This window comes from Streptomyces phaeochromogenes (assembly GCF_001418655.1).
GTDB classification, from domain to species: Bacteria; Actinomycetota; Actinomycetes; order Streptomycetales; family Streptomycetaceae; genus Streptomyces; species Streptomyces phaeochromogenes.
The window spans coordinates 1-21,174 of sequence record NZ_LIQZ01000229.1; the positions used below are offsets into that span (position 1 = coordinate 1).

At 70.8% G+C, this 21,174-nt stretch carries 19 protein-coding genes; 6 read left to right on the forward strand and 13 right to left on the reverse strand.

Annotation, left to right across the window (positions count from 1 at the left end):
• The 5 genes from AOK17_RS28830 to AOK17_RS28850 form a co-directional block, all read left to right on the forward strand.
• Nucleotides 1-1,684: acyl-CoA dehydrogenase family protein (locus tag AOK17_RS28830; protein WP_055615493.1), on the forward strand; the 1,684-nt coding region annotated here is incomplete at its 5' end.
• 42 nt (nucleotides 1,685-1,726) lie between these two features.
• A complete protein-coding gene (locus tag AOK17_RS28835) occupies nucleotides 1,727-1,993 on the forward strand; it encodes an acyl carrier protein (protein ID WP_055615494.1) in 267 nt (88 codons plus the stop codon).
• Nucleotides 1,990-5,112, forward strand: a complete 3,123-nt coding sequence (locus AOK17_RS28840; protein ID WP_055615495.1) for a type I polyketide synthase — start codon at nucleotides 1,990-1,992, stop codon at nucleotides 5,110-5,112. The genes AOK17_RS28835 and AOK17_RS28840 overlap by 4 nt, the downstream gene beginning before the upstream one ends.
• Nucleotides 5,109-6,143 carry a 3-oxoacyl-ACP synthase III family protein gene (locus tag AOK17_RS28845; RefSeq protein ID WP_055615496.1) on the forward strand — a complete coding sequence of 345 codons (1,035 nt, stop codon included), beginning with the start codon at nucleotides 5,109-5,111 and terminating at the stop codon, nucleotides 6,141-6,143. Before AOK17_RS28840 ends, AOK17_RS28845 begins: the two co-directional genes overlap by 4 nt.
• Nucleotides 6,144-6,166: 23 nt before the next feature.
• Nucleotides 6,167-7,309, forward strand: a complete 1,143-nt coding sequence (locus AOK17_RS28850) for an alpha/beta fold hydrolase (protein ID WP_055615497.1) — start codon at nucleotides 6,167-6,169, stop codon at nucleotides 7,307-7,309.
• Here the strand turns inward: AOK17_RS28850 and AOK17_RS28855 are convergent.
• The 13 genes from AOK17_RS28855 to AOK17_RS28915 all read right to left on the reverse strand — a co-directional run bounded on the left by AOK17_RS28855 (nucleotide 7,218) and on the right by AOK17_RS28915 (nucleotide 20,868).
• Nucleotides 7,218-8,081 (reverse strand): AfsR/SARP family transcriptional regulator, encoded by an 864-nt coding sequence (locus tag AOK17_RS28855; RefSeq protein ID WP_055615498.1) that lies wholly within the window; start codon nucleotides 8,079-8,081, stop codon nucleotides 7,218-7,220. The two genes, AOK17_RS28850 and AOK17_RS28855, sit on opposite strands and share 92 nt — an antisense overlap.
• A gap of 283 nt (nucleotides 8,082-8,364) precedes the next feature.
• A complete protein-coding gene (locus tag AOK17_RS28860; protein ID WP_055615499.1) occupies nucleotides 8,365-11,226 on the reverse strand; it encodes a DEAD/DEAH box helicase in 2,862 nt (953 codons plus the stop codon).
• Nucleotides 11,227-11,297: 71 nt separating this feature from the next.
• Nucleotides 11,298-12,188, reverse strand: a complete 891-nt coding sequence (locus AOK17_RS28865) for a diacylglycerol kinase (RefSeq protein WP_055615510.1) — start codon at nucleotides 12,186-12,188, stop codon at nucleotides 11,298-11,300.
• A 45-nt stretch (nucleotides 12,189-12,233) separates the two neighbouring features.
• Nucleotides 12,234-13,190 carry a twin-arginine translocase subunit TatC gene (gene tatC / locus AOK17_RS28870; RefSeq protein WP_055615500.1) on the reverse strand — a complete coding sequence of 319 codons (957 nt, stop codon included), beginning with the start codon at nucleotides 13,188-13,190 and terminating at the stop codon, nucleotides 12,234-12,236.
• A gap of 47 nt (nucleotides 13,191-13,237) precedes the next feature.
• On the reverse strand, nucleotides 13,238-13,525 hold the full coding sequence (tatA, locus tag AOK17_RS28875; protein WP_055615501.1) for a Sec-independent protein translocase subunit TatA: 288 nt from the start codon (nucleotides 13,523-13,525) through the stop codon (nucleotides 13,238-13,240).
• 237 nt (nucleotides 13,526-13,762) lie between these two features.
• Nucleotides 13,763-13,957 carry a hypothetical protein gene (locus AOK17_RS28880; protein ID WP_055615502.1) on the reverse strand — a complete coding sequence of 65 codons (195 nt, stop codon included), beginning with the start codon at nucleotides 13,955-13,957 and terminating at the stop codon, nucleotides 13,763-13,765.
• Between the two features lie 9 nt (nucleotides 13,958-13,966).
• Nucleotides 13,967-14,254, reverse strand: coding sequence for a hypothetical protein (locus AOK17_RS28885; protein WP_055615503.1), 288 nt, complete (start codon nucleotides 14,252-14,254; stop codon nucleotides 13,967-13,969).
• Nucleotides 14,255-14,265: 11 nt separating this feature from the next.
• On the reverse strand, nucleotides 14,266-15,399 hold the full coding sequence (locus tag AOK17_RS28890; RefSeq protein WP_055615504.1) for a helix-turn-helix transcriptional regulator: 1,134 nt from the start codon (nucleotides 15,397-15,399) through the stop codon (nucleotides 14,266-14,268).
• Nucleotides 15,400-15,415: 16 nt separating this feature from the next.
• The gene (locus AOK17_RS28895) at nucleotides 15,416-16,369 is read right to left on the reverse strand and encodes a helix-turn-helix transcriptional regulator (protein WP_055615505.1); all 954 of its coding nucleotides are present in this window, start codon (nucleotides 16,367-16,369) and stop codon (nucleotides 15,416-15,418) included.
• 266 nt (nucleotides 16,370-16,635) lie between these two features.
• Nucleotides 16,636-17,010: an FKBP-type peptidyl-prolyl cis-trans isomerase gene (locus AOK17_RS28900; RefSeq protein ID WP_055615506.1), complete on the reverse strand. Its 375-nt coding sequence runs from the start codon at nucleotides 17,008-17,010 to the stop codon at nucleotides 16,636-16,638.
• A gap of 88 nt (nucleotides 17,011-17,098) precedes the next feature.
• Complete coding sequence (locus tag AOK17_RS28905; RefSeq protein ID WP_055615507.1) at nucleotides 17,099-18,106, reverse strand: FKBP-type peptidyl-prolyl cis-trans isomerase; 1,008 nt, start codon at nucleotides 18,104-18,106, stop codon at nucleotides 17,099-17,101.
• A 131-nt stretch (nucleotides 18,107-18,237) separates the two neighbouring features.
• Nucleotides 18,238-19,599, reverse strand: coding sequence for a Pup--protein ligase (gene pafA, locus AOK17_RS28910; RefSeq protein WP_055615508.1), 1,362 nt, complete (start codon nucleotides 19,597-19,599; stop codon nucleotides 18,238-18,240).
• A 9-nt stretch (nucleotides 19,600-19,608) separates the two neighbouring features.
• The gene (locus AOK17_RS28915) at nucleotides 19,609-20,868 is read right to left on the reverse strand and encodes an MFS transporter (protein ID WP_055615509.1); all 1,260 of its coding nucleotides are present in this window, start codon (nucleotides 20,866-20,868) and stop codon (nucleotides 19,609-19,611) included.
• Nucleotides 20,869-21,006: 138 nt separating this feature from the next.
• On the opposite strand from AOK17_RS28915, the gene AOK17_RS48920 reads away from it, so the two are divergent.
• Nucleotides 21,007-21,174, forward strand: a 168-nt coding sequence (locus AOK17_RS48920) for a LacI family DNA-binding transcriptional regulator (RefSeq protein WP_157881415.1), incomplete at its 3' end; no start/stop codon positions are given.

Consider the following 21,174-nt stretch of genomic DNA (forward strand, 5'->3'; position numbering starts at 1 on the left):
CGCCCGGGCCTTCGGGGACTTCTGGGACCCGACGAACCCGCTCGGCTCGGCCGCGCTCCTCACCGCGGACGAACAGGGCGTGCTCAGCGCTGACGGGGAGGCACTGCTCGACCGGTTCGGGCTGGCCGCCGAGTACGTACCGGCGGAGCTCGGCGGACGGCTGACCCACCTGGACGGACTGGTCCGGGTGATGCGCGAGGTGTTCCGGCGGGACGTCGGACTCGGTCTGGGGCACGGCATCACGTCGTTCATGGCCGCCGTCAACGTCTGGACGGCGGGCTCGGCGGCGCAGCAACGGCACCTGGCCGACCTCCTCTTGGACGGCCGCCGGGCCTCGGTCGCTTACCACGAACTGGCCCACGGCAACGACTTCCTGCGCAACGAGTTTGCGGCCCGTCCGGCGGCCGGCGGCTATCTGCTGGAGGGCGTGAAGCAAGTCATCAACAACGCCGACCGGGCCGGTGCGTGGGTGCTCTTCGCGCGCACCGGCGACGGCCCGGGCAGCCGCAGCCACTCGGTGCTGCTCACCGGCCCGGACGACGTACCCGCCGACCGTGTGCAGCGGCCGGCCCGCTACCGCACCGCAGGCGTCCGCGGCTGCCGGCTCACCGGACTCGCCTTCCACGGCTGCCCGTTGCCGGCGTCCGCGCTCGTCGGCGCCGAAGGCAGGGGCGGCGAAGTGGCACTGCGGTCCTTCCAGGTGACGCGCAGCGCGCTGCCGGGGATGGCCATCGGCACGGTGGACACCTGCCTGCGCTCGGTACTCCGCTTCGCCCTGGACCGACGCCTGTACCACCGCCGGGTCTTCGAACTCCCGCACGCGGCCGGGGTGTTGACCGCCGCGTTCGCGGACCTCCTCCTGTGCGACAGCCTGTCGCTGGCCGCCGCCCGTACGGTCCAACTGCGCCCCGAGCAGGCGAGCGTGACCGCCGCCGCCGTCAAGTACCTCGTGCCCCGCCAGCTGAGCCGCACGGTACGGGACCTCTCGGTGGTGCTGGGAGCCCGCTTCTACCTGCGAGAGGGCGAGCACGCGGTGTTCGGCAAACACCTACGGGACCTCCCGGTACTGAGCCTCGGACACGCCGGTCCCACGGCATGCCTGGCCACCCTGATCCCCCAACTACGAAGGCTGGCGACGGCACCTCAACTGGGGTCCCTGGAAGCCCTGTTCACCCCGGCCGACACCGCGGCTCCGCCACCGGGCATCCCCTTCGACCGCCTCACGCTCTCCGCGACGGGCGATCCACTGACCGCGGCCCTGACACCGGAGGGCGCCCCCGCCTCCGTACGCCCTCTCCTGACCGACCTCGCCGCCGACCTGTCGGCCGTACGCGACCGGGCTCGCACCCTGCCCCCGGCCGACCGCACGCCACTCGCCTCCCCGGAGGCATTCGCCCTGGCCGCGCGCTACGCGGAACTACTCGGCGCGGCAGCCGCCACAGGAGTGGCGCGGTCCGCGCAAGCCGACTTCCTGTCCGAACCCTCCTGGCTGGGCGCCGCCCTGCACCGCACGGCGTGCCGACTGGGCCTACGGGCGGGCCCGGTGCCGGACAGGTGGGCCGGACCCCTACGGCACGAACTCCTCTCCCGCCACGAGGAGTTGCGCACCTTCGACCTGTACGACAGCGCCCCTTCAGGGGCGCGGGGAACTGCGCAATCAGCCCAAGCGGACCCGCAGCCGTAGTACCTCAACGAACCCCCGCCAAAAAGAAAAGGACCACCGGTCATGCCCGTACCGACGGCGCACACCGAGCAGACCCTGACCACCTGGATCACCACCCGCGTGGCCGAGTACCTCCGACGGCCCCCCACCGAGATCGACCCGGCGACCCCGCTCGCCGAATACGGCCTCGACTCCGTGGCCGCGCTGAGCCTGTGCGGCGACGTCGAGGATCACTACGAGGTGACCATCGACCCGACGGCGGCCTGGGACTACCCGACCGTACGGGCGCTGGCAGGGCACCTGCTGACCGAGTTGGAGGGCCAGGGGTGAACGCGGTGGCCGTCACCGGCATCGACTGCCGGTTCCCGGGCGCCCAAGACCCCGGCGCCTTCTGGGAGTTGCTGATGCGCTCGGGCGACGGGACAGGCCCCGTACCGCCGCCCCGCTGGGACCCGTCGCTCACGGGCGGTCCGACGGAGGGCGGCTTCCTCGCGGACGCGGACGCCTTCGACCACGAGTTCTTCAGGATTCCGCCCCGCGACGCCGCCGCGATGGATCCGCAGCAGCGGCTGATGCTCCAGTGCGCGTGGCGGGCCGTCGAGGACTCGGGGGTGGCGCCCGGGCGGCTCGCCGGATCGCCGACCGGGGTGTTCGTCGGGGTCATGGGCAGCGAGTGGGCGCAGCTCACGCTCACCGACCTGCCGGGCATCACCGCGCAAATCGGCTCGGGCAACGGCTACTGCATGATCGCGAACCGCATCTCGTACCACCTCGACCTGCGCGGCCCCTGCATGGCCGTCGACACGGCCTGCTCGTCCTCGCTGGTGGCCGTGCATCTCGCGGTGAACGCGCTGCTGACCGAGGAGTGCGACCGGGCGATCGCGGGCGGGGTGAACCTCGCGCTGAGTCCGGCGCTGGGCCTCTTCTACGAGAAGGCGGGCCTCGCCGCGCCGGACGGGCGCTGCAAGCCGTTCAGCGCGGGCGCGGACGGGATCGGGCGTGGCGAGGGCGTGGGCGCGGTGGTGCTGCGCCGCCTCGCGGACGCCCTCGCCGACGGCGATCCGGTGTACGCCGTGATCCGGGGCACCGCCGTGAACCAGGACGGCCGCAGCAACGGCATCACCGCGCCCTCCCGCTGGTCCCAGCAGGAGGTGTTGGCGACAGCCTGCCGCCGGGCGGGCGCCGACCCGCACGAGGTGTCCTTCCTGGAGGCCCACGGCACCGGCACGGCCCTCGGCGACATGATCGAGACGAGGGCGCTGGGCCACCTGCACGCCGACCGCCCCCGTCCGCGGCCTCTCGCCCTCGGCTCGGTCAAGGGCAACCTCGGCCACACGGAGGGCGCCGCCGGCATCGCGGGCCTCATCAAGACGTGTCTGTCCCTCCACCACCGCACGGTTCCGGTGAGCCGGTACGCGGCCCGCGAGAACCCTCAACTACGGCTGGCGGAACAGGGATTGCGGCTCCTGAAGGCTCCCCTGCGATTGCCCTCCGGAGAGCCGGTCCTGGCAGGTCTGAGCAGCTTCGGAATGGGCGGTACGAACGCACACGCGGTACTGGAGTCGGCGCCGGGGCGGGCAGTGGCCGGAACGCGGCGGGCAGCCACCCCGCCGGACCGCTCCGGCGTCGGCCTGCCGGAGCCATCGGGCAGCGGCCTCGGCGCCGAGGTGTTCGTCCTCACCGCACCCACCGAGCGGGCCCTCCACCGCAATCTGATGGCGCAGGCCGACGCCATCGGCCGACGGCGCACCCCGATCGGGCCGCTGTGCCGGGCGTCGCAGCGGGTGAAGACAGGGCACGGGTGGCGCGGCGCTGTGGTGGCCGGGGACAGCGCCGAGCTGGCGGGACGACTCCGGGAGGCGGCCGGGGCCCTGAGGCCGACGGGCTTGAACGCCTCGGCCCGCCCGACCGCCCCGACCCATCCGACGAGGTCAACGAGCCCCACCTCCACCCTCAGCAGCCCCACCACCGAACCGCCCCTCACCGCCTGGCTGTTCACCGGTCAAGGCGCCCAGTACCCAGGCATGGGAGCCCGCCTCTACCGCGAGTCCGCCCTGTTCCGACGGCACCTCGACGGTGTCGACACCGCGCTCCTCCCGCACACCGGCCGCTCCATCCGCGACCTGCTCCTCACCGGCGACCCGGCGGTGCACAGGACCGGCTGGGCCCAGCCCGCCCTGTTCGCGGTCGGCCACGCACTCGGCGCCACCCTCACGGAAGTCGGCGTACGCCCCGCCCTGCTGCTCGGCCACAGCGTGGGCGAGTTCGCGGCAGCCGTGCACGCCGGGGCGCTGCCCCTCGAAGACGCGGCACGACTGGTCGCCGTACGGGGTTCCCTGATGGAGCAACTCCCCGACGGCGGCGGCATGCTGGCGGTGCACGCATCCGCGGACCGACTGCGCGACCTGGTCGAGCGCGAGCCACTGGTCGGTTTCGCCGCCCTCAACGGCCCCCGCTCGACCGTGATTTCGGGCGACCTGGCCGCACTGGAACGCATCGCGGAGTCACGCGAGCTGGACGGCGTACGACTCCGGCGCCTTGAGGTCTCGCACGCCTTCCACTCCCCGCTGATGCGCCCGGCGCTCGAAGCGTTCCGCCGGGTGGCCGAGCAAGTCGCGGGCGGGACACCGCGGTTGCCGTTCCACTCGACGCTCCGCGGCAAGCGCCTGGAGTCCGAGCAGCTGGACGCCTCGTACTGGACCGAACACATCGAGGCCCCGGTGCTGTTCGCCGACGCCGCGGCCCAGCTCCTGGACGAACGGCCGACACACCTCCTGGAACTCGGCCCCCGCCCGGTCCTCACCGCCCTCGCCCGCCGTCTCGACGACCGGTCCGCCGACCCGGAAGCCCTCGGCCGGTCCACCGGCCCGGTCGCCCTGCACCCGCTCCCGGATCCCGAGTCGGACGGCCGCGCCCTCGCCGAAACCGTGGCCGCGCTCTACCGGGCGGGCATCGACATCGACTGGACAGCGGCGGCCCACCCCGCCCGGGACGACACCCCGGCACGCCTGACCCCGTACGCATTCGCCACGGACAGCCGCTTCTGGCACACGGGAGGACCGACGCGCACGACGGCACCGGGCGCCCTCGTCGCCGTACGGGAGGAGCCGCGGGCACCGCAGTCAGACCCGTCATCCACGGATGCCGCAACAGCAACACCGCCAGCAGCCGTAACCACAACCGCAACCACGCCCCCACCCCAGGACCCCGTAGCCACCGCGGTCTACGAAACCGTCGCCGCACTCGGCGGCTACGACCCCACCGCCCTCTCACACGACTCCCGATTCCACGACGACCTCGGGCTCGACTCGGTCGCCCTGGTCGAACTCAAGGAACGCCTGACCGAGCGCCTGCCCGCCGTGGGCGCGCTCCCGGTCCAGGAGCTGCTCCCCCGGCTCACCTCCCTCGGCGAACTCATCGGCTACCTGCGGCAGGAGACGTCCGTATGACCACTCCCGGCCCCGTCCCTTCCGTCCACGTCAGGTCCGCCGGGTCGGCGCTGCCCGGCGAGCCCGTCGACAACACCGCGCTCGCCGCCGCTCTGGGGGTCAACGAGGAGTGGATCGACGTCTTCATCGGCACCCGCACCCGGCACTTCGCCCGCGATCTGACGAGCGGCGACATCCGCTGGACCCTGGCGGACCTGTGCGCCGACGCGGCGGCGAACGCGCTGGAGAACTCCGGGACGGACCCGGCGGAGGTGGAGTTCCTGGTCCTCGGCACCGCGACGCCGGACCATCTGATGCCGGCCACGGTCAACCAGGTGGCCGACCAGCTCGGCCTCGACCAACTGCCCACCTACCAGCTGCAGTCGGGCTGCGCGGGAGCGGTCCAGGCGCTGTCCGTCGCCCAATACCTCATAGGCAGCGGTGAGTTCACGACCGGTCTGGCGATCGGCGGCGACGTCTGCACCAAGCATCTGGACCTGCGCCGCGACCTCTCCGAGGCGGCTCCGGGGGACCTCGTGAACTGCGTGCTGTTCGGCGACGGCGCGGGGGCCGCCGTCCTCAGCTCGCGTCCGGGCGACAGGGCCGTGGCACTGCGCCGGGTCCTCAACCGCTGTACGGGTCTGGGGCGCGAGCCGGGCCAGATCATCGACTGGTTCGGCCTCGCCGACCGCGACGAACCGCGTCAGGCGCTCATCGAGGACTACAAGGCCATCGAGGAGTCCGTACCGACGATGGCCGTCGAGATCCTCTGGGAGCTGCTCGACAGCCTGGGCTGGGCGGCCGGGGACCTCGACTTCCTGCTGCCCCCGCAGCTGTCCGGACGCATGACCCGCCTGATCACCGAGCAACTGGGCGTGCCCGAGGCCCGCGAGATCTCCTGCGTCGCCGACACCGGCAACAACGGCAACGCCCTGCCGTTCCTCCAACTGGAACGCCTGCTCCAGGAAATGACGAGTGGCCAGAAGGCCCTGGCCGTGGCCGTCGAGTCGAGCAAGTGGATCAAAGCCGGCTTCGCGCTGGAACACCTCTGAACCCCACGCCGGAAGGACACCACATGCCCGACCGCCACTCCACCGACCACGTCACGACCGACCACCTCACGCCTGTCGGCCACCCCGACCACCCCGACCCCCTCGACCGGCCACTCGAAGGGCAGGGTGTTGTCCCGGCCCCGCTCGACCACCTCGGCGAGCTCAAGGAATTCGCCCGCCTCCACGCCCGCAACCAGGGCATAGGTGCCCGCGGAACGGCCCGTACCCTCGCCCGCATCGGCACCGACGCCCCCGACGCGGCCGACTCCTGGACCCGCGTCTGGCGGCTGCGCGGCGACGAACTGGCCGACCGAGGACGCCTGTTGGCGGCCTGCCGCCACTACACACTGGCCCGTTTCCCCTACCCGTACGACGATCCCCGACGCCACGCGCAGCAGACGGCCGTCGCGACCTTCGACACCTGGCGGCGGACGCACGGAGGCATCGAGCGTCTCGAACTCCCGTACCCGGACGGCACGTTGCACGCATGGGCGGCGGGCCTGGACACGCACCGCCGCTCCCACCGCCCCCTTCTCCTCATGATGGGCGGCATCGTCAGCGTCAAGGAGCAGTGGGCACCCCTGCTGCCCCGGCTCACCAAACTCGGTTACGCAGCTGTGGTCGCCGAACTCCCGGGCGTGGGCGAGAACACCCAGCGCTACACGGCCGACTCCTGGCGGCTGGTCCCCTGGCTCCTGGACCGCCTGTCGCCCCGGGCCCACACCGACACCGCCACGCTCCTGTTCCTCAGCTTCGGCGGGCACATGGCGCTGCGGGCCGCCGCCGAGGACCCGCGCGTCCGCCGGATCCTGACGGTCGGCCCACCGGTCGCCGACTTCTTCACCGACCCGATGTGGTGGGAGCGGGTCCCACGCATCACCAAGGACACCCTGCGCCGACTGACCGGAGCGCGGGGCGAGCCAGACCTCCGTTCACGACTACAGAAGTTCGCCCTCACCGAGGACCAACTGCGTTCGGTCGGCGCGGCGGTCCGCTGTGTGACGAGCGCCCGGGACGAGATCATCCCGCCCAGCGACGCGGACCTCCTGCGGACCTCCGTGCCCGACGTACGCGTCAAGGTGATCGACGATGTGCACGGCTCACCCGGACATCCGGGAGCGGTCCGCCGCTGGCTCGCCTGGAACCTGCGCGGGGCCGGCCGATAGGAGCAGCGGCGGCGGTGGCTCCGGCGGTGACCGGTTCGGACGCGTGCGCACTGAGCACCCGCGCGTGCTGCCGCACGAGGGCAGGCCCGGGCGTGACGCCCAACTCGTCGTGCAGCGACCGGTGTACGGCACTGTAGGCGCGCAGCGCGTCCGTGGTCCGGCCCGCCCTGCGCAGCGCCTCCATCAGCTGGCAGTGCAGCTGTTCGCGCAGTGGATGGGCGCGGGCCAGCTCCATCAGCTCGCCCGTCACCTCGTGGTGGCGGCCGAGCCGCAGGTCCGCCTCGATCCGCAACTCCAGCGCTTCGAGCCGCAGTTCGTCGAGCCGTACGGCCGCCGCCGTCAGCACCTCACCCTGCGGGACGCCGGACAGCGCGGGCCCGCTCCACAGCGCGAGGGCCTGCGTCAACTCCCCCGAGGCAGCCACGAAGTCGCAGGCCCTGAAGGCGGCTCGGCCGTGCGAGAGCAGCTCCTCGAACCGTCGCAGATCCAGTTCGCCGGGCTCGACCCGGAGCAGATATCCGGGCGGCCGGGTCTCCAACGGGCCCCGGCCGTGGCCCCCTTGGGTGAGGGCCTTGCGCAGATGGGACACGTACACCTGCAGAGTCGTCGCGGCGGTGCGGGGCGGCCCGTCCGGCCACAGTTCGTCGAAGAGGGCACCGGCGGGCACGACGGCTCCGGCACGCACCAGCAGGGTCGCGAGCACCGCCCTCTGTTTGGGCGCGGACGGTGTGCGGGGTTCGAGGCAGACAGGACCCAGTACTCGGAAGCGCATGGCAACTCCTCAGCCGTTCCTGAGCGAAGCCTCCACCGACACCGGGTAGCGCCCCGGGAGATCCACTGGAGCCCTGCGGGAGAACCACGGGAGGGCCTTGGGGTGCGGGCTCCGGCAGCGTCTCGGCGCGCCCGAGACGCTCAGACTCGGACCGGACCGGCTCGGCCACGCCCAAGCGCGGGCAGCCGTAGGAGCCAGACAAACCGCGCCCCGCACGCCCTCCGAGTCCGCCCCGGCGAACCCGGCCCACGCGGCGAACCCCACAGACGGGCATCCGCTCGGCTCACCCCACCGACGAGTAAGCCACCACTCCCCGCAGCAACTGATCAACCGCCTTGCGCGCGTTCTTCGCCACCGTCGAACTCGCGGCGGACGAGACCGGCGCCGCGGCCGAGATCTGTCCCAGTACGTCGATGACCTGCTTGCACCAGCGGACGAAGTCACCGGCGGGCATCTCCGCCTCGCGCAGCACCTCGTCGAGGCCCTTGCCGGACGCCCACTCGTAGGCGGCCCAGGCGAAGCCCAGGTCGGGCTCGCGCTGGCCGACGCCCTCGGTCTGGGTGATGCGGAAGTCCTCCTCCAGGGCGTCGAGCCGGCCCCAGATGCGGACCATCTCGCCGAGCGCGGCCTTCGCCTTGCCCGACGGCAGCTTCGGCGCCATCGCGTCGTCGCCGACCCTGGACTCGTACACCAACGCCGATACGCACGCGGCCAGTTCGGCCGGGCCGAGGCCCTCCCAGACCCCTTCGCGCAGGCATTCGCTGGAGAGCAGGTCCATCTCGCCGTACAGCCGGGCGAGCCGCTTGCCGTGCTCGGTGACGTCGTCGCCGCGGAGATAGTCCAGCTCGGTCAGCAGAGCGACGATGCGGTCGAAGGTGCGGGCGATGGTGTTCGTCCGGCCCTCGATGCGGCTCTCCAGCTGGGCGGTGTCGCGCCGCAGCCGGTGGTAGCGCTCGGCCCAGCGGGCGTGGTCCTCGCGGTCGGTGCATCCGTGGCAGGGGTGGGCCCGGATCGCCGTGCGCAGCTGGGCGATCTCGCGGTCGTCGGCGGCCTCCGCGCGGCGCTTGCGGTGCCGCTCAGGCACGATGTGTCCGGCCTTGGTGCGCAGCGCCGAGGCGAGGTCGCGGCGCGACTGCGGAGAGCGCGCGTTGAACGACTTCGGGATACGCATCCGCTCCAGCGCCTCGACGGGCACCGGGAAGTCGGTCGTGTTGAGCCGCTTGACCTGGCGCTCGGCGGTGAGCACGAGGGGGCGCGGCCCGTCGTGGTGCTCGAAGCCCCGGTGTCCGTTGGACCGCCCGGCGGGCAGCCCAGGGTCGAGGACGAGTGCGAGGCCGGCGAACTTGCCGGTCGGGACGTGGATGACGTCACCCGGCTTGAGCTTCTCCAGGGAGACGGCCGCCTCGGCGCGCCGCTGCGACGCGCCCTGCTTGGCCAGCTCGGTCTCGCGGTCCTTGAGGTCGCGGCGCAGTCGCGCGTACTCGTCGAAGTCCCCGAGGTGGCAGGTCATGGACTCCTTGTAGCCCTCAAGACCCTCTTCGTTGCGCTGCACCTGGCGGGAGATCCCGACGACCGACTTGTCGGCCTGGAACTGCGCGAAGGACGTCTCGAGGAGCTCGCGCGAGCGGTGCCGCCCGAACTGCTCGACGAGGTTGACCGCCATGTTGTACGACGGCTTGAAGCTGGAGCGCAGCGGGTACGTGCGCGTGCCGGCGAGTCCCGCGAGGTGGTCGGGGTTGATCCCGCGCTGCCACAGCACGACGGCGTGGCCCTCGACATCGATGCCGCGGCGGCCGGCCCGGCCGGTGAGCTGGGTGTACTCGCCGGGGGTGATGTCGGCGTGCTGCTCGCCGTTCCACTTGACGAGCTTCTCCAACACCACCGAGCGGGCGGGCATGTTGATGCCGAGCGCGAGGGTCTCGGTGGCGAACACGGCCTTCACCAGGCCGCGTACGAAGAGTTCCTCGACGACCTCCTTGAACGTCGGCAGCATGCCCGCGTGGTGGGCCGCGATGCCGCGCTCCAGGCCTTCCAGCCACTCGTAGTAGCCGAGGACGTGGAGGTCCTCGTTGGGGATGGAGGCCGTGCGCTCCTCGACGAGGGCGCGGACCTTCTCCCGGGCCTCCTCGTCGTTCAGCCGCAGCCCCGCGTACATGCACTGCTGGACGGCGGCCTCGCAGGCGGCGCGGCTGAAGATGAACGTGATGGCGGGCAGCAGGCCTTCGGAGTCGAGCCGCTCGATGACCTCGGGCCGCCCCGGCGTCCACACCCTGGACCGCTGCCGCCGCTCGCGCTCCCGGTCGGCGTCGCGCATGGCGCGGCCCCGCTTGCGGTCCTGGTACGACGGACGGCTGGCCTCCATGCGCGCCAGGCGCGTGAGGTCGGGGTTGACGGCCTTCTTGTGGCCCTCGCCCTCCTCGAAGAGGTCGTACATGCGCCGCCCGGCGAGCACGTGCTGGAAGAGCGGCACAGGGCGGTGCTCGGAGACGATCACCTCGGTGTCGCCGCGGACGGTGTCGAGCCAGTCGCCGAACTCTTCCGCGTTCGACACCGTCGCCGACAGTGACACGAGGGTCACCGACTCGGGGAGGTGGATGATCACTTCCTCCCAGACGGCGCCGCGGAAGCGGTCCGAGAGGTAGTGCACCTCGTCCATGACGACGTAACCGAGGCCGAGGAGGGTCTGTGAGCCCGCGTACAGCATGTTCCGGAGGACCTCGGTGGTCATCACGACCACCGGTGCCTCGGAGTTGACGCTGTTGTCGCCGGTGAGCAGGCCGACCTTGTCCGCGCCGTAACGACGGCTCAGGTCGGCGTACTTCTGGTTCGACAGTGCCTTGATGGGCGTGGTGTAGAAGCATTTCTTGCCCTGCTGGAGGGCGAGATGGACGGCGAACTCGCCGACGATCGTCTTGCCCGAGCCGGTGGGCGCGGCCACGAGAACACCCTTGCCCGCTTCGAGGGCCTGACAGGCCTCGATCTGGAAGGGGTCGAGGCCGAAGTCGTACATCTCGCGGAAGTCCGCGAGCGCGGTGGCCTGCTCGACAGCACGCTTACGGGCTGCCGCGTACCGCTCGGCCGGTGAGAGATCCTCTGTCATCGTGCATTCGAGACTACCGGCCACCACTGACAACAGGACGATCATTATCCGATCGGAGCCTGTGGATCCGGCGTCCGACCAGCTCAGGAAGTCGCCTCGGGACCGCTCTCCGCTGCTCAGGGCCCCGCGACCCGCACCGCGCCGCGTACACATTCCGCGGTCAGCGGCAGCGGCCCGAGCGGCTCCCCGTCGGCGTATCCGGTGATCCCTTCGGCAGCCAGTTCGATCTTCGCCGCACGGTGCACGGTGATCTTGGGGTGGCCGAGATGCGTGCCCTTGTAGACCTGCGGAAAGACCCGGAGCAGCGATCTGCGGCTGCAGTCCCCGACGACGGTGACGTCGAAGAGCCCGTCCGTGAGATCGGCGCCCGCGCAGATCTTCATCCCGCCCCCGTACGAGGACCCGTTGCCGACGGCCACCAGCGTCGCCTCGATCTCGCGGACCTCGCCGTCGTCCAGGGTGATCCGGAACGGGAAGGGCCTGAAGGCGGCGAGTTCGGCGAGCATCGCGAGGTCGTACTTGAAGCGGCCGGTGGGCCATCTCATGCGGTTGCCGCGGTCGTTGACCCGTGAGTCGAAGCCGGAGGCGAGGACGGTGCCGAACCAGGTGCCGCCGACGCGCCCCAGGTCGATGTCGCGCAGCCGTGCCCCCTTGAGTGCCTCGGCGACCACCCGTCCCGCGGCGGCGGGGTCGCGCACCGGCAGTCCGAGGGCCCGCGCGAAGTCGTTCCCGGTGCCGACGGCGACCAGGCCCAGCGGTGTACGGGTCCCGGCGACGGCCTGGAGAGCGAGGTTCGCCATGCCGTCGCCGCCGACGGCCACCAGGGCGCCCGTGCCGGCCTCGACGGCGGCACGCGCACGCGTGAGGGCGTCCTCGGCGTTCGCCCCGAGGACCGTGCGTACGGAGAAGCCGGCGGCCCGCAACGCGGAAGCGGCCGGCTGCGCCGCGTGGGCGCCCCGGCCGCGTCCCGCGGTGGGATTGACGAAGAGGGTGATCTCGCTGGTCACGGCCACGGACCTTACAACGTCGTCCGGGAAGGCCGTCCGGCGACGTCAGGTCACGTCGTCGTAGCCGTTGATCCGGTCGTGCTCGGAGTCCGCCTGCGCCGGGAGCGCGCGGTTCGCCGACACGGACTCGATCTCGCCGATGTCCTCGGGTGTGAGGTCGAGCTCGGAGGCCTCGTCGTCGTCCGGTCCCTCGGCCTCGCGACGGGCCCTGCGGCGGTCGTTCAGCAGCGAGAAGCCGGTGGCCGCGAAGTAGAGGATCCAGATCGGCCCGGCGAGCGCCATCATCGTCAGCGGGTCGGTGCTGGGCGTGGCGACCGCGGCGAACACGGTGATGCCCATGATCATGCCGCGCCACCAGCCGGCCATGCGCTTGCCGGAGATGATCCCGGTCATGTTGAGCATCACCAGGAGCAGCGGCAGCTCGAAGGAGAGGCCGAAGACGATCACCATGCGCGTGACGAGGTCGAGCAGGTCGTCCAGGGGCAACAGGTTGTCCACGCCGAACGGTGTGAACTCGATCAGCACCTTCGCGGTGGTGGGCAGCACCTTGTACGCGAAGAATCCACCGCCGAGGAAGAGCGGGACGCCCGTCGCGACGAACGCGTAGGCGTACTTCTTCTCGCTCTTGTGCAGGCCGGGCGCGACGAACGCCCAGAGCTGGTAGAGCCAGACCGGCGAGGCGAAGACGACGCCGGCCATGAGCGAGACCTTCAGCGCCAGCGTGAAGGGGGTGAGCAGACCGTTGATGGTGATCTGCGCGCAGGTGGTGTCGTCGGGCGCCTTCGCCAACTGCTCGAACGACTTCGCACAACCGACCGAGTCGAGGATCGGTTCGGTGAAGAAGTTGATGATGTCGTTGTAGAAGAAGGCGGCGACGACCGTGACGACGACGATGGCCAGCATCGCCTTCGCGAGCCGGTTGCGGAGCTCACGAAGGTGCTCCGCGAGGGGCATCCGCCCCTCCGGATCCTTCTCCTCGATCTTGCGGGCAGACTTGAGCAACCCACGTTCCCATCTCGTGCAGGGGGCCGGCGGTCACCGGCCCTGCGTCAGCGCTTGGTCGTGTCCGTCGGCTCGGTGACCGGGCGCGAGCTGGTCACGTCACCGGGTGCGGCCTGGATGGTGCGCTGGACCTGGGACTGGTCGTCCTGCGGCGGGGCTGCCGGGGCGGCGCTGTCGTCCTTGCCCTCGGTCTTCATCGCCTTGGCCTCGCTCTTGAGAATGCGGGCGGACTTGCCCAGCGAGCGGGCCATGTCCGGAAGCTTCTTCGCGCCGAACAGCAGGATGATGACGACGAGGATGAGAATGATCTCGGGAGCGCCGAGCCTTCCGAACATAAGCTTTTACCTTCTCACCGAGGCGGCGTGGTTGGGTTGCTGCCCGACCGGTCGGACGTCTGTCCGACAGTCGTGCTGGCAGCGATCGTAACGCTCAGGGGTAAACGCGGGGCAATCCCTGTGCGTACTCCCAGTTTGCGGTCCGCGCCTCGCTCTCCGGGCCGCGACCAGCAGCGTACCTGCCGATCCTGCGAACCAGACAGGTCGGAGTGACTCAAAGCGCACGGACAGCAAGGCTCAGAGGGCGTCCGCGGCGCGGGCCGCACCGGCCGACGCGTGCTCCAGATCCTCGGCCGCGCGGCTGATCCTGCGTGCGGACTCGGTGACCTGCCTGCCCAGGCGCTCCGCCTCCAGAAAGACCCGGACGGCGAGCACTCCGAGGACGGAGATTCCCAGGAAACCCACAGCGATCGCGAACATCGGCCAGAACATGGCTCGACCCTAAGCCCCCTGAACCGTCGCGTGGAGCCGCAGGGCCCGGACCCCTCCGCCGGTGAGGAGTTCGACGATGCGCTCCCCGGCCGGCTTGCGTACCGCCGCGCCGCACTCCGGGCAGGTGAAGGAGTAGAAAGTGGTCCGATGTGTGGCGCCGATGACCAGGCGCAGAGCGTTCGCGGAGAGTTCGAAGCCGCCCCGGCAGTCGGGGCACGCGGCCTTGAACACCACGGGATCCACCCTTGTCATCCCCGAGAAAGCGGACGCCACGGACATTTCACTGATACCAGACATCGCCGACCCGCTCAAAGCCCTTGCTCCTGCCTGCCGTACAGCCCGTCATGAACTCCGTGCGGCCCGTCGTCCGGGCGCTGCGCTCCCCCGCCGCCGTCGAGCGGAGCACCTGGGGCGCCGTCGCGAGTCGTACCGGGAACGTCCTGCGGCCGGTCCCCCGCATCGCCGGCACCCTGCGGTCCGTCGTACGCCGCGAGGGCCTCACGGGCCGCCTGCCGGGCGCTGTCCGCGACCTCCACCGGCGACACGATCCGGCCCTCCCGGCCGAGCCGCAGCGCGAGCCGGCGCAGCGAGGCCGGGTCGGGGGCGCGCAGGGTGATGCGCAGGCCGCCGTCGGGGAGCTCCTCGGCGCTGTCGTGCGGGTAGTACTCGGCGACCCAGCGCCCGCCGGGGCCGACCTCCACGACCACCTCGGGATCCTCGGCGGCCGGCTGCACCAGCCCCTCGGAGAGGTCCCGCAGCTCGACCTCGGGCGGCGCGGACGCCTCGTCGAGGATCTTGATCTCGGCGACCCGGTCGAGCCGGAAGGTGCGCCGCGCCTCGGAGCGGCGGCACCACGCCTCCACGTACGTGTGCCCGACGCTGACCAGGCGGATCGGGTCGATCTCCCGCTCGGTGAGCTCGTCCCGCGAGGGCGAGTAGTAGCGGATCCACAGCCTGCGGCGCTCGGAGATCGCCCGGTCGACGTCGGCGAAGACCCCGCCCTCGGACTCGAAGGTGACCGACAGCCGGGCGCTGGCCCCCGCGGCCTCTCCGGAGGCGGCCTCCACCTTCGCGGTGGCCCGCAGCAGCGCCTGCCGGTCGCCCTCGCGCAGTCCGGGCAAGGTCGACACGGCCCGGGCGGCCACCAGCAGCGCGGTCGCCTCGTCGGCGGCGATCCGCAGCGGCTCGGCGACATCGTCCGGGTTGTGCCACCAGATCCGGTCGCCGTCGGTGTCGATGTCGAGCAGATCGCCCCCGCGGAAGCTGGTCCCGCACAGCGGCAGCACGTCGAGGTCGGAGATCAGCTCGTCCTCGGTGATCCCGAAGGCCCGCGCGACATCCTCGACCCGGGCACCGGGCCGCTCCCGCAGATACGTCACCAGCGAGAGCATCCGCCGGGTCTGGTCGAGCGCGTTCGTGGGCTTGGCCGGTTTTCCTGCCACTTTCTTACGTTCCCCCTCAGCCCTTGGCCACGGCGCGCAGCCGGTCGACGACGTCGGCCCGCAGCTCGGCGGGTTCCAGGACGACCACGTCCGGCCCGAACTCGACGAGCCAGGCGTCCAGACCGTGCCCGTACGGAATCTCCAACTCGTCCCACCCGTCACCGAGTTCCCGTACGGAGGCGGCCTTCGCCCGCAGGGGGTATCCCGAGCCCGACCGCAGCCGGATCAGCGCGGAGCGGTCGGCGATGTCCCCCGCCCAGCTCGCGACGGTCTCACGCACGGTGACGACGTCGGGCACCTGAGCCGTGTACTTTCCGCCGCGCGTACGGACCTTGCCGGTGATCCTGGACAGCCGGAAGACCCGCTCGGCGCCCCGGTCGCGGTCCCAGCCGGCCAGGTACCAGTGGCCGCGCCAGCACTCCAGGGCCCACGGCTCGACGAGGCGGGGCTCGGGGCGGGCGGCGGTGGCCTTGCGGTAGTCGAAGGCGACGGGCCGCCGGTCGCGGCAGGCGAGCATCAGGGGCTCGAAGGCGGCCTCGTGCACGGGGATGCGGGGTTCGAGGGCGCCATGGGCCTCGTACGGATCGACGTCCTCGGGGAGGCCCGCGGCGCGCAGTTTCTGCAGGGCGCCGCTCGCCGCGCCCGCGAGGCGGGCCTGCTGCCAGACCTTGGCGGCGAGGCCGAGGGCCGCGGCCTCTTCGGCGTCGAGGGTGATGGGAGGCAGCCGGTTGCTGTCGCGGCGGGCCAGATAGCCGACTTCGCCGTCGAGGTTCTCCACCGTCTCGATGACCAGGCCGAGTTCGCGCAGATCGTCCTTGTCGCGCTCGAACATCCGGTTGAAGGAGTCGTCCGAGCTCGCTTCCAGATAGGCCTCGATGGACTCGCGGAGCTCACGCTTGCTGAGTGGCCGCCGGGTCCCGAGCAGACACAGCGCCAGGTTCATCAGCCGCTCTGCCTTGGCAATGGCCATCGATGCCCTTCCCTATGATGCTTCCGACCGATGACCGTACCGCCCCGGGGTGTCGTGGCAAAAGCCGAGGGCCCATGCCCGGACTGGCATGGGCCCCAAGTGATCGGGTCCGGTCGGACCTCGGTCACACGGCGTACGAAGATCGGACCATGATCAGACCTTCGTGATCACCGGGCCGGGCTCCGGCCCTCGTGGTGATCGGGTCGTACTCGGGCTCTCGTGGTGACCGGGCCGCGGGTCTCCCCCGGCCCGTCCTCCGCGAAGGCTCAGACGGCGACCAGGTCGCAGACGAAGATCAGCGCCTCGCCGGGCGCGATACGGCCGCCACCGGCGCCACGCTCGCCGTAGGCGAGGTGCGAGGGGATGGTCAGCTGACGGCGTCCGCCGACCTTCATGCCCTGTACGCCCTGGTCCCAGCCCGCGATGACCTGGCCGACGCCCAGCTGGAACTGGAGCGGCGTACCGCGGTTCCAGGACGCGTCGAACTCCTCGCCGGAGGAGAAGGCCACGCCGACGTAGTGGACGGAGACGGTGTCGCCCGCCTTGGCCACCTCGCCGTCGCCCTCCCAGATGTCCTTGATCTCGAGGTCCGCCGGGGGCTCGCCGCCCGGGAAGTCGATCTCGGGCTTGTCGATGCTCACGTTTCTGGCTCCTGCTTGGTTTGCGGCACGTGTTTGCGACGCCTCTGTGTGACAAGGCAACGCGGACAGTCTTGCATTCCCGAAGGGGCTACATCTTCGCGAGGATGTCGACGGAGAAGACGAGCACCGAGTCCTTCTTGATGCTGCTGCCCTGCGGCGGGCTGTCTCCGTAGCCCAGCGCCGGCGGAATGACGATGAGGACCCGGCTGCCGACCTTCTTGCCCGTCAGACCCTGCGCCCAGCCCTTCACGACCTGTGCGAGCGGGAACGAGGTGAGCTGCCCGCGGCTGTACGAGGAGTCGAACTCCTTGCCGTCCGCCCACAGCACGCCCTTGTACTGCACGAGGAGGCTGTCGCTCTCGGCGACCTCGTCCCCGTCACCCTCCAGGATGTAGTTGGCGACGAGCTTCTTCGGCGCGGCCTTCTTCGGCACCTCGATGGAGGGGGCCTTGCCGTCGGTGTTGGTGCCGACCTTCGGCAGGTCGATGTTGTCCTGCGCGACGGCCGTCCCCTTGGCGGAGCTCTTGCCGTTGAACGCCTGCTGGATGTCGACCACGAAGACCAGCGTGTCGGTGCCCTTGATGCCCGCCTGCGCGTTGCCCGACGTGCCGTAGCCCCAGGTCGGGGGCACGGCCATCTCTACGCGGCTGCCGACCTTCTTGCCCGTGAGGGCGTAGCGCCAGCCGTCGATGATCTGGCCCTGGGCGAGCTGGATGACCAGTGGGCTCTTGCGGTCGAAGGAGTTGTCGAAGACCTTCGCCGAGGACCAGATCTGGCCCAGGTAGTGGGCCTGGACGAAGTCGTTCTCCGCGACCGTCCGGCCGGTGCCCACGATGACCGTCTCCACCGCGAGATCCTTCGAGGGGTCACCGCTGCCCTTGGCGACGGTGGGCTTCTCACCGAACTTCTCACCGGCGGTGATGCCCGGCAGCGGCCCGTCGACGATCTTCGGCGGCGGGGGCGCCGAGGCCGAGGGCGAGGCCGATGGGGACGGGCTGTCACTGGACTTGGCCTTGTCCGACTTGTCGTCGTCACCGCATCCGGCGAGAGTGACCAGTCCAGCGGGAACGGCGAGAAGAAGTGAGCGTCGGCGCACGGTGGGGGCCTCGTATCGGTCGATCTTGGTTGATGGCGTGCGCGCAACTCTACGACGTGAGAAGGGCGCCGTACGGAAAACGTACGGCGCCCCGCGTTGCGTTCCGGAAACACTCCCGGACGCGTCCTGACTCACATTCCGGCGATGAGCTTCTCCACCCGGTCGTCGACGGAACGGAAGGGGTCCTTGCACAACACGGTGCGCTGTGCCTGGTCGTTGAGCTTCAGGTGGACCCAGTCGACGGTGAAATCACGACGCTGTTCCTGGGCGCGCCGGATGAAGTCGCCGCGCAGCCGGGCCCGAGTGGTCTGCGGCGGTACGGACTTGCCCTCGAAGATCTTCAAGTCGTTGCAGATCCTGGCGGCTTGGCCCCGCTTCTCCAGCAGGTAGTAGAGACCCCGGCGACGGTGGATGTCGTGGTAGGCGAGGTCTATCTGAGCGACACGCGGATGCGACATCGTCATGTTGTGCTTGGCGCGGTACCGCTCGATGAGCTTGTACTTCATCACCCAGTCGATTTCGGTACCGATCCGGTCGAGGTCCTCGGCCTCGATCGAGTCGAGCGTGCGGCCCCACAGCTCCAGGACCTGGTCGACGACGCCGGTACGGATACCGCGGCGCTCGACGAAGTCCACGGCCTTCTCGTAGTACTCGCGCTGTACCTCAAGGGCCGAGGCCTCACGGCCGCTGGCCAGGCGCACCTTGCGGCGGCCCGTGATGTCGTGGCTGACCTCGCGGATGGCCCGGATCGGGTTCTCCAGGGTCAGGTCGCGCATCACGGTGCCCGCCTCGATCATGCGCAGCACCAGGTCGGTGGCGCCGACCTTGAGGAGCATGGTCGTCTCGGACATGTTCGAGTCGCCGACGATGACGTGCAGCCGGCGGTAGCGCTCGGCGTCCGCGTGCGGCTCGTCGCGGGTGTTGATGATCGGCCGGGAGCGGGTCGTCGCCGAGGAGACGCCCTCCCAGATGTGCTCGGCCCGCTGGCTGACGCAGTACACGGCACCACGCGGGGTCTGCAGCACCTTGCCGGCACCGCAGAGAAGCTGCCTCGTGACGAGGAACGGGATGAGGATGTCCGCGAGCCGGGAGAACTCCCCGTGACGGGCCACCAGATAGTTCTCGTGGCAGCCGTAGGAGTTGCCCGCCGAGTCGGTGTTGTTCTTGAAGAGGTAGACGTCGCCCGCGATTCCTTCCTCGTGCAGGCGTCGTTCGGCGTCTACCAGGAGTCCTTCCAGAATGCGCTCGCCGGCCTTGTCGTGGGTGACCAGTTCCGTCACGTTGTCACATTCGGGTGTCGCGTATTCCGGATGTGATCCCACGTCGAGATAGAGGCGGGCGCCGTTTCGCAGAAAGACATTGCTGCTGCGGCCCCATGACACGACACGGCGGAAGAGGTACCGCGCCACCTCGTCGGGAGACAGGCGTCGCTGTCCCCTGAACGTACACGTGACGCCGTACTCGTTCTCCAGCCCGAAAATGCGGCGGTCCATGACTGAACATTACGCCTGATGGCCTGTGCTGAAACGGGGTTCGGGGGCACCGTTTCGATCATTTTCCGAACCGCCTTCAACCACCGTGCCCCCGCCCGTAGCTGCGAGGACCCGCCCCGTGGCCAGCAGAACGAGCAGCGCGGCGCCTCCGGCGACAGCCGATACGGCGAAGCCCCGGACGGCTCCGCCCCACTCGATGACGGGTCCCGCGAGGCCCGTCCCGACGGACGCCCCCACGGTGAACGTCGTCACGAGCCAGGAGAACGCCTCGGTGACCGTGCCCCTCGGCGCGTGCCGGTCGACGAGGATGAACGCGCAGGCGATACAGGGTGCGAGGAAGACTCCGGCAAGGGCCATCAGCGCCGTCATCGCGACCACGCCCGGCATGAGCATCAGCGGGAGATAACAGACCGCCAGAAGGGCGACGAGTACCCGCAGCCGCCGCTCCGGCGCGCCGCCCCACTGCCGCGCCCCGTAGACCGTGCCGCCGACGAGCGCGCCGAGCCCGATGGCGGACATCAGCCAGCCGTAGGTCGCGTCGCCGCCGTGGTCGTCCGCGTACGACACGCTCGCGACCGTGATGGAACCGAGCGCCATTCCGACAAAAAGGAACGCGCCGAGCAGGGCGATGAGTCCGGGCGAGCGCAGCGCGCCGAGCCAGTGCGCCTCGCGCGGCGCCGAACGCCACGCGCGCGAGGGCCGCGAGACGACCACGGAGAGCGCCCCCAGCACGCCGATGACGTTCAGGATGATCAGCGCGGCCTCCGCGGACCACAGGGCCACGCACAGCGTCACGAGCAACGGCCCGACGGTGAACATGACTTCCTGCGCCACCGCGTCCATCGCGTACGCCGTGTGCACCTGGTCCTCCTTGCGGAGGACGGAAGGCCACAGCGCCCGCAGACCGCCCTCCAGGGGCGGCGTGAAGAGTCCGGCGACGGCTATGAGGGCGTACGCGAGCGGCAGCACCTCGGTGCCGGTGAGGGCGAACACGGTGGTGGCGAGGGCGGAGACGAGCGCGGCGGGCAGCTGGATCCGCGGCTGCCCGTGGAGGTCCACCAGACGGCCGAGCAGCGGCTGGCCCACCGCGTTGGCCACTCCGTAGACCGCGGCGAGCGCTCCGGCGAGGCTGTAGCTGCCGCCCTCGGCGCGGATGAACAGCACGATGGCGATCGCGGAGGTCGCGTTCGGCAGCCGGCCCACCAGGGTGCCGACGAGCAGCCGCATGGCGTGTTTCGCCCGGAGGATCTCCAGATAACCGGTGGCCATGCCCCGCCCCTTTCGGCTCCAGAATGCCCGAGTTCTCCCGTCCGCGCCGCCGGAGACCTCGTAAGTGTTACGTATAACTTCGCTCGTCATACGTACCATGTGCGCTGTCCGCGAGTCCAGCAGAAAGACAGGTCACCGGTGGCAGCAGGCAGCCCCCGCCCCACGAGCCGTGACGTCGCCCAGGCCGCGGGAGTGTCCCAGGCGGCCGTTTCGCTGGTGCTCGGCGACAAGTGGCGCGGGCGGGTCTCCGAGCCGACGGCGGAGCGCGTACGGGAGGCCGCGCGGGAGCTCGGCTACCGGCCCAAC

Coding starts and splice junctions, on each gene's coding strand:
- AOK17_RS28835 (WP_055615494.1), top strand. CDS start 1,727: ATGCCCGTACCGACGGCGCACACCGAGCAGACCCTGACCACCTGGATC.
- AOK17_RS28845 (WP_055615496.1), top strand. CDS start 5,109: ATGACCACTCCCGGCCCCGTCCCTTCCGTCCACGTCAGGTCCGCCGGG.
- AOK17_RS28850 (WP_055615497.1), top strand. CDS start 6,167: ATGCCCGACCGCCACTCCACCGACCACGTCACGACCGACCACCTCACG.
- AOK17_RS28855 (WP_055615498.1), bottom strand. CDS start 8,081: ATGCGCTTCCGAGTACTGGGTCCTGTCTGCCTCGAACCCCGCACACCG.
- AOK17_RS28860 (WP_055615499.1), bottom strand. CDS start 11,226: ATGATCGTCCTGTTGTCAGTGGTGGCCGGTAGTCTCGAATGCACGATG.
- tatA (WP_055615501.1), bottom strand. CDS start 13,525: ATGTTCGGAAGGCTCGGCGCTCCCGAGATCATTCTCATCCTCGTCGTC.
- AOK17_RS28880 (WP_055615502.1), bottom strand. CDS start 13,957: ATGTTCTGGCCGATGTTCGCGATCGCTGTGGGTTTCCTGGGAATCTCC.
- AOK17_RS28885 (WP_055615503.1), bottom strand. CDS start 14,254: ATGTCTGGTATCAGTGAAATGTCCGTGGCGTCCGCTTTCTCGGGGATG.
- AOK17_RS28895 (WP_055615505.1), bottom strand. CDS start 16,369: ATGGCCATTGCCAAGGCAGAGCGGCTGATGAACCTGGCGCTGTGTCTG.
- pafA (WP_055615508.1), bottom strand. CDS start 19,599: ATGGACCGCCGCATTTTCGGGCTGGAGAACGAGTACGGCGTCACGTGT.
- AOK17_RS28915 (WP_055615509.1), bottom strand. CDS start 20,868: ATGGCCACCGGTTATCTGGAGATCCTCCGGGCGAAACACGCCATGCGG.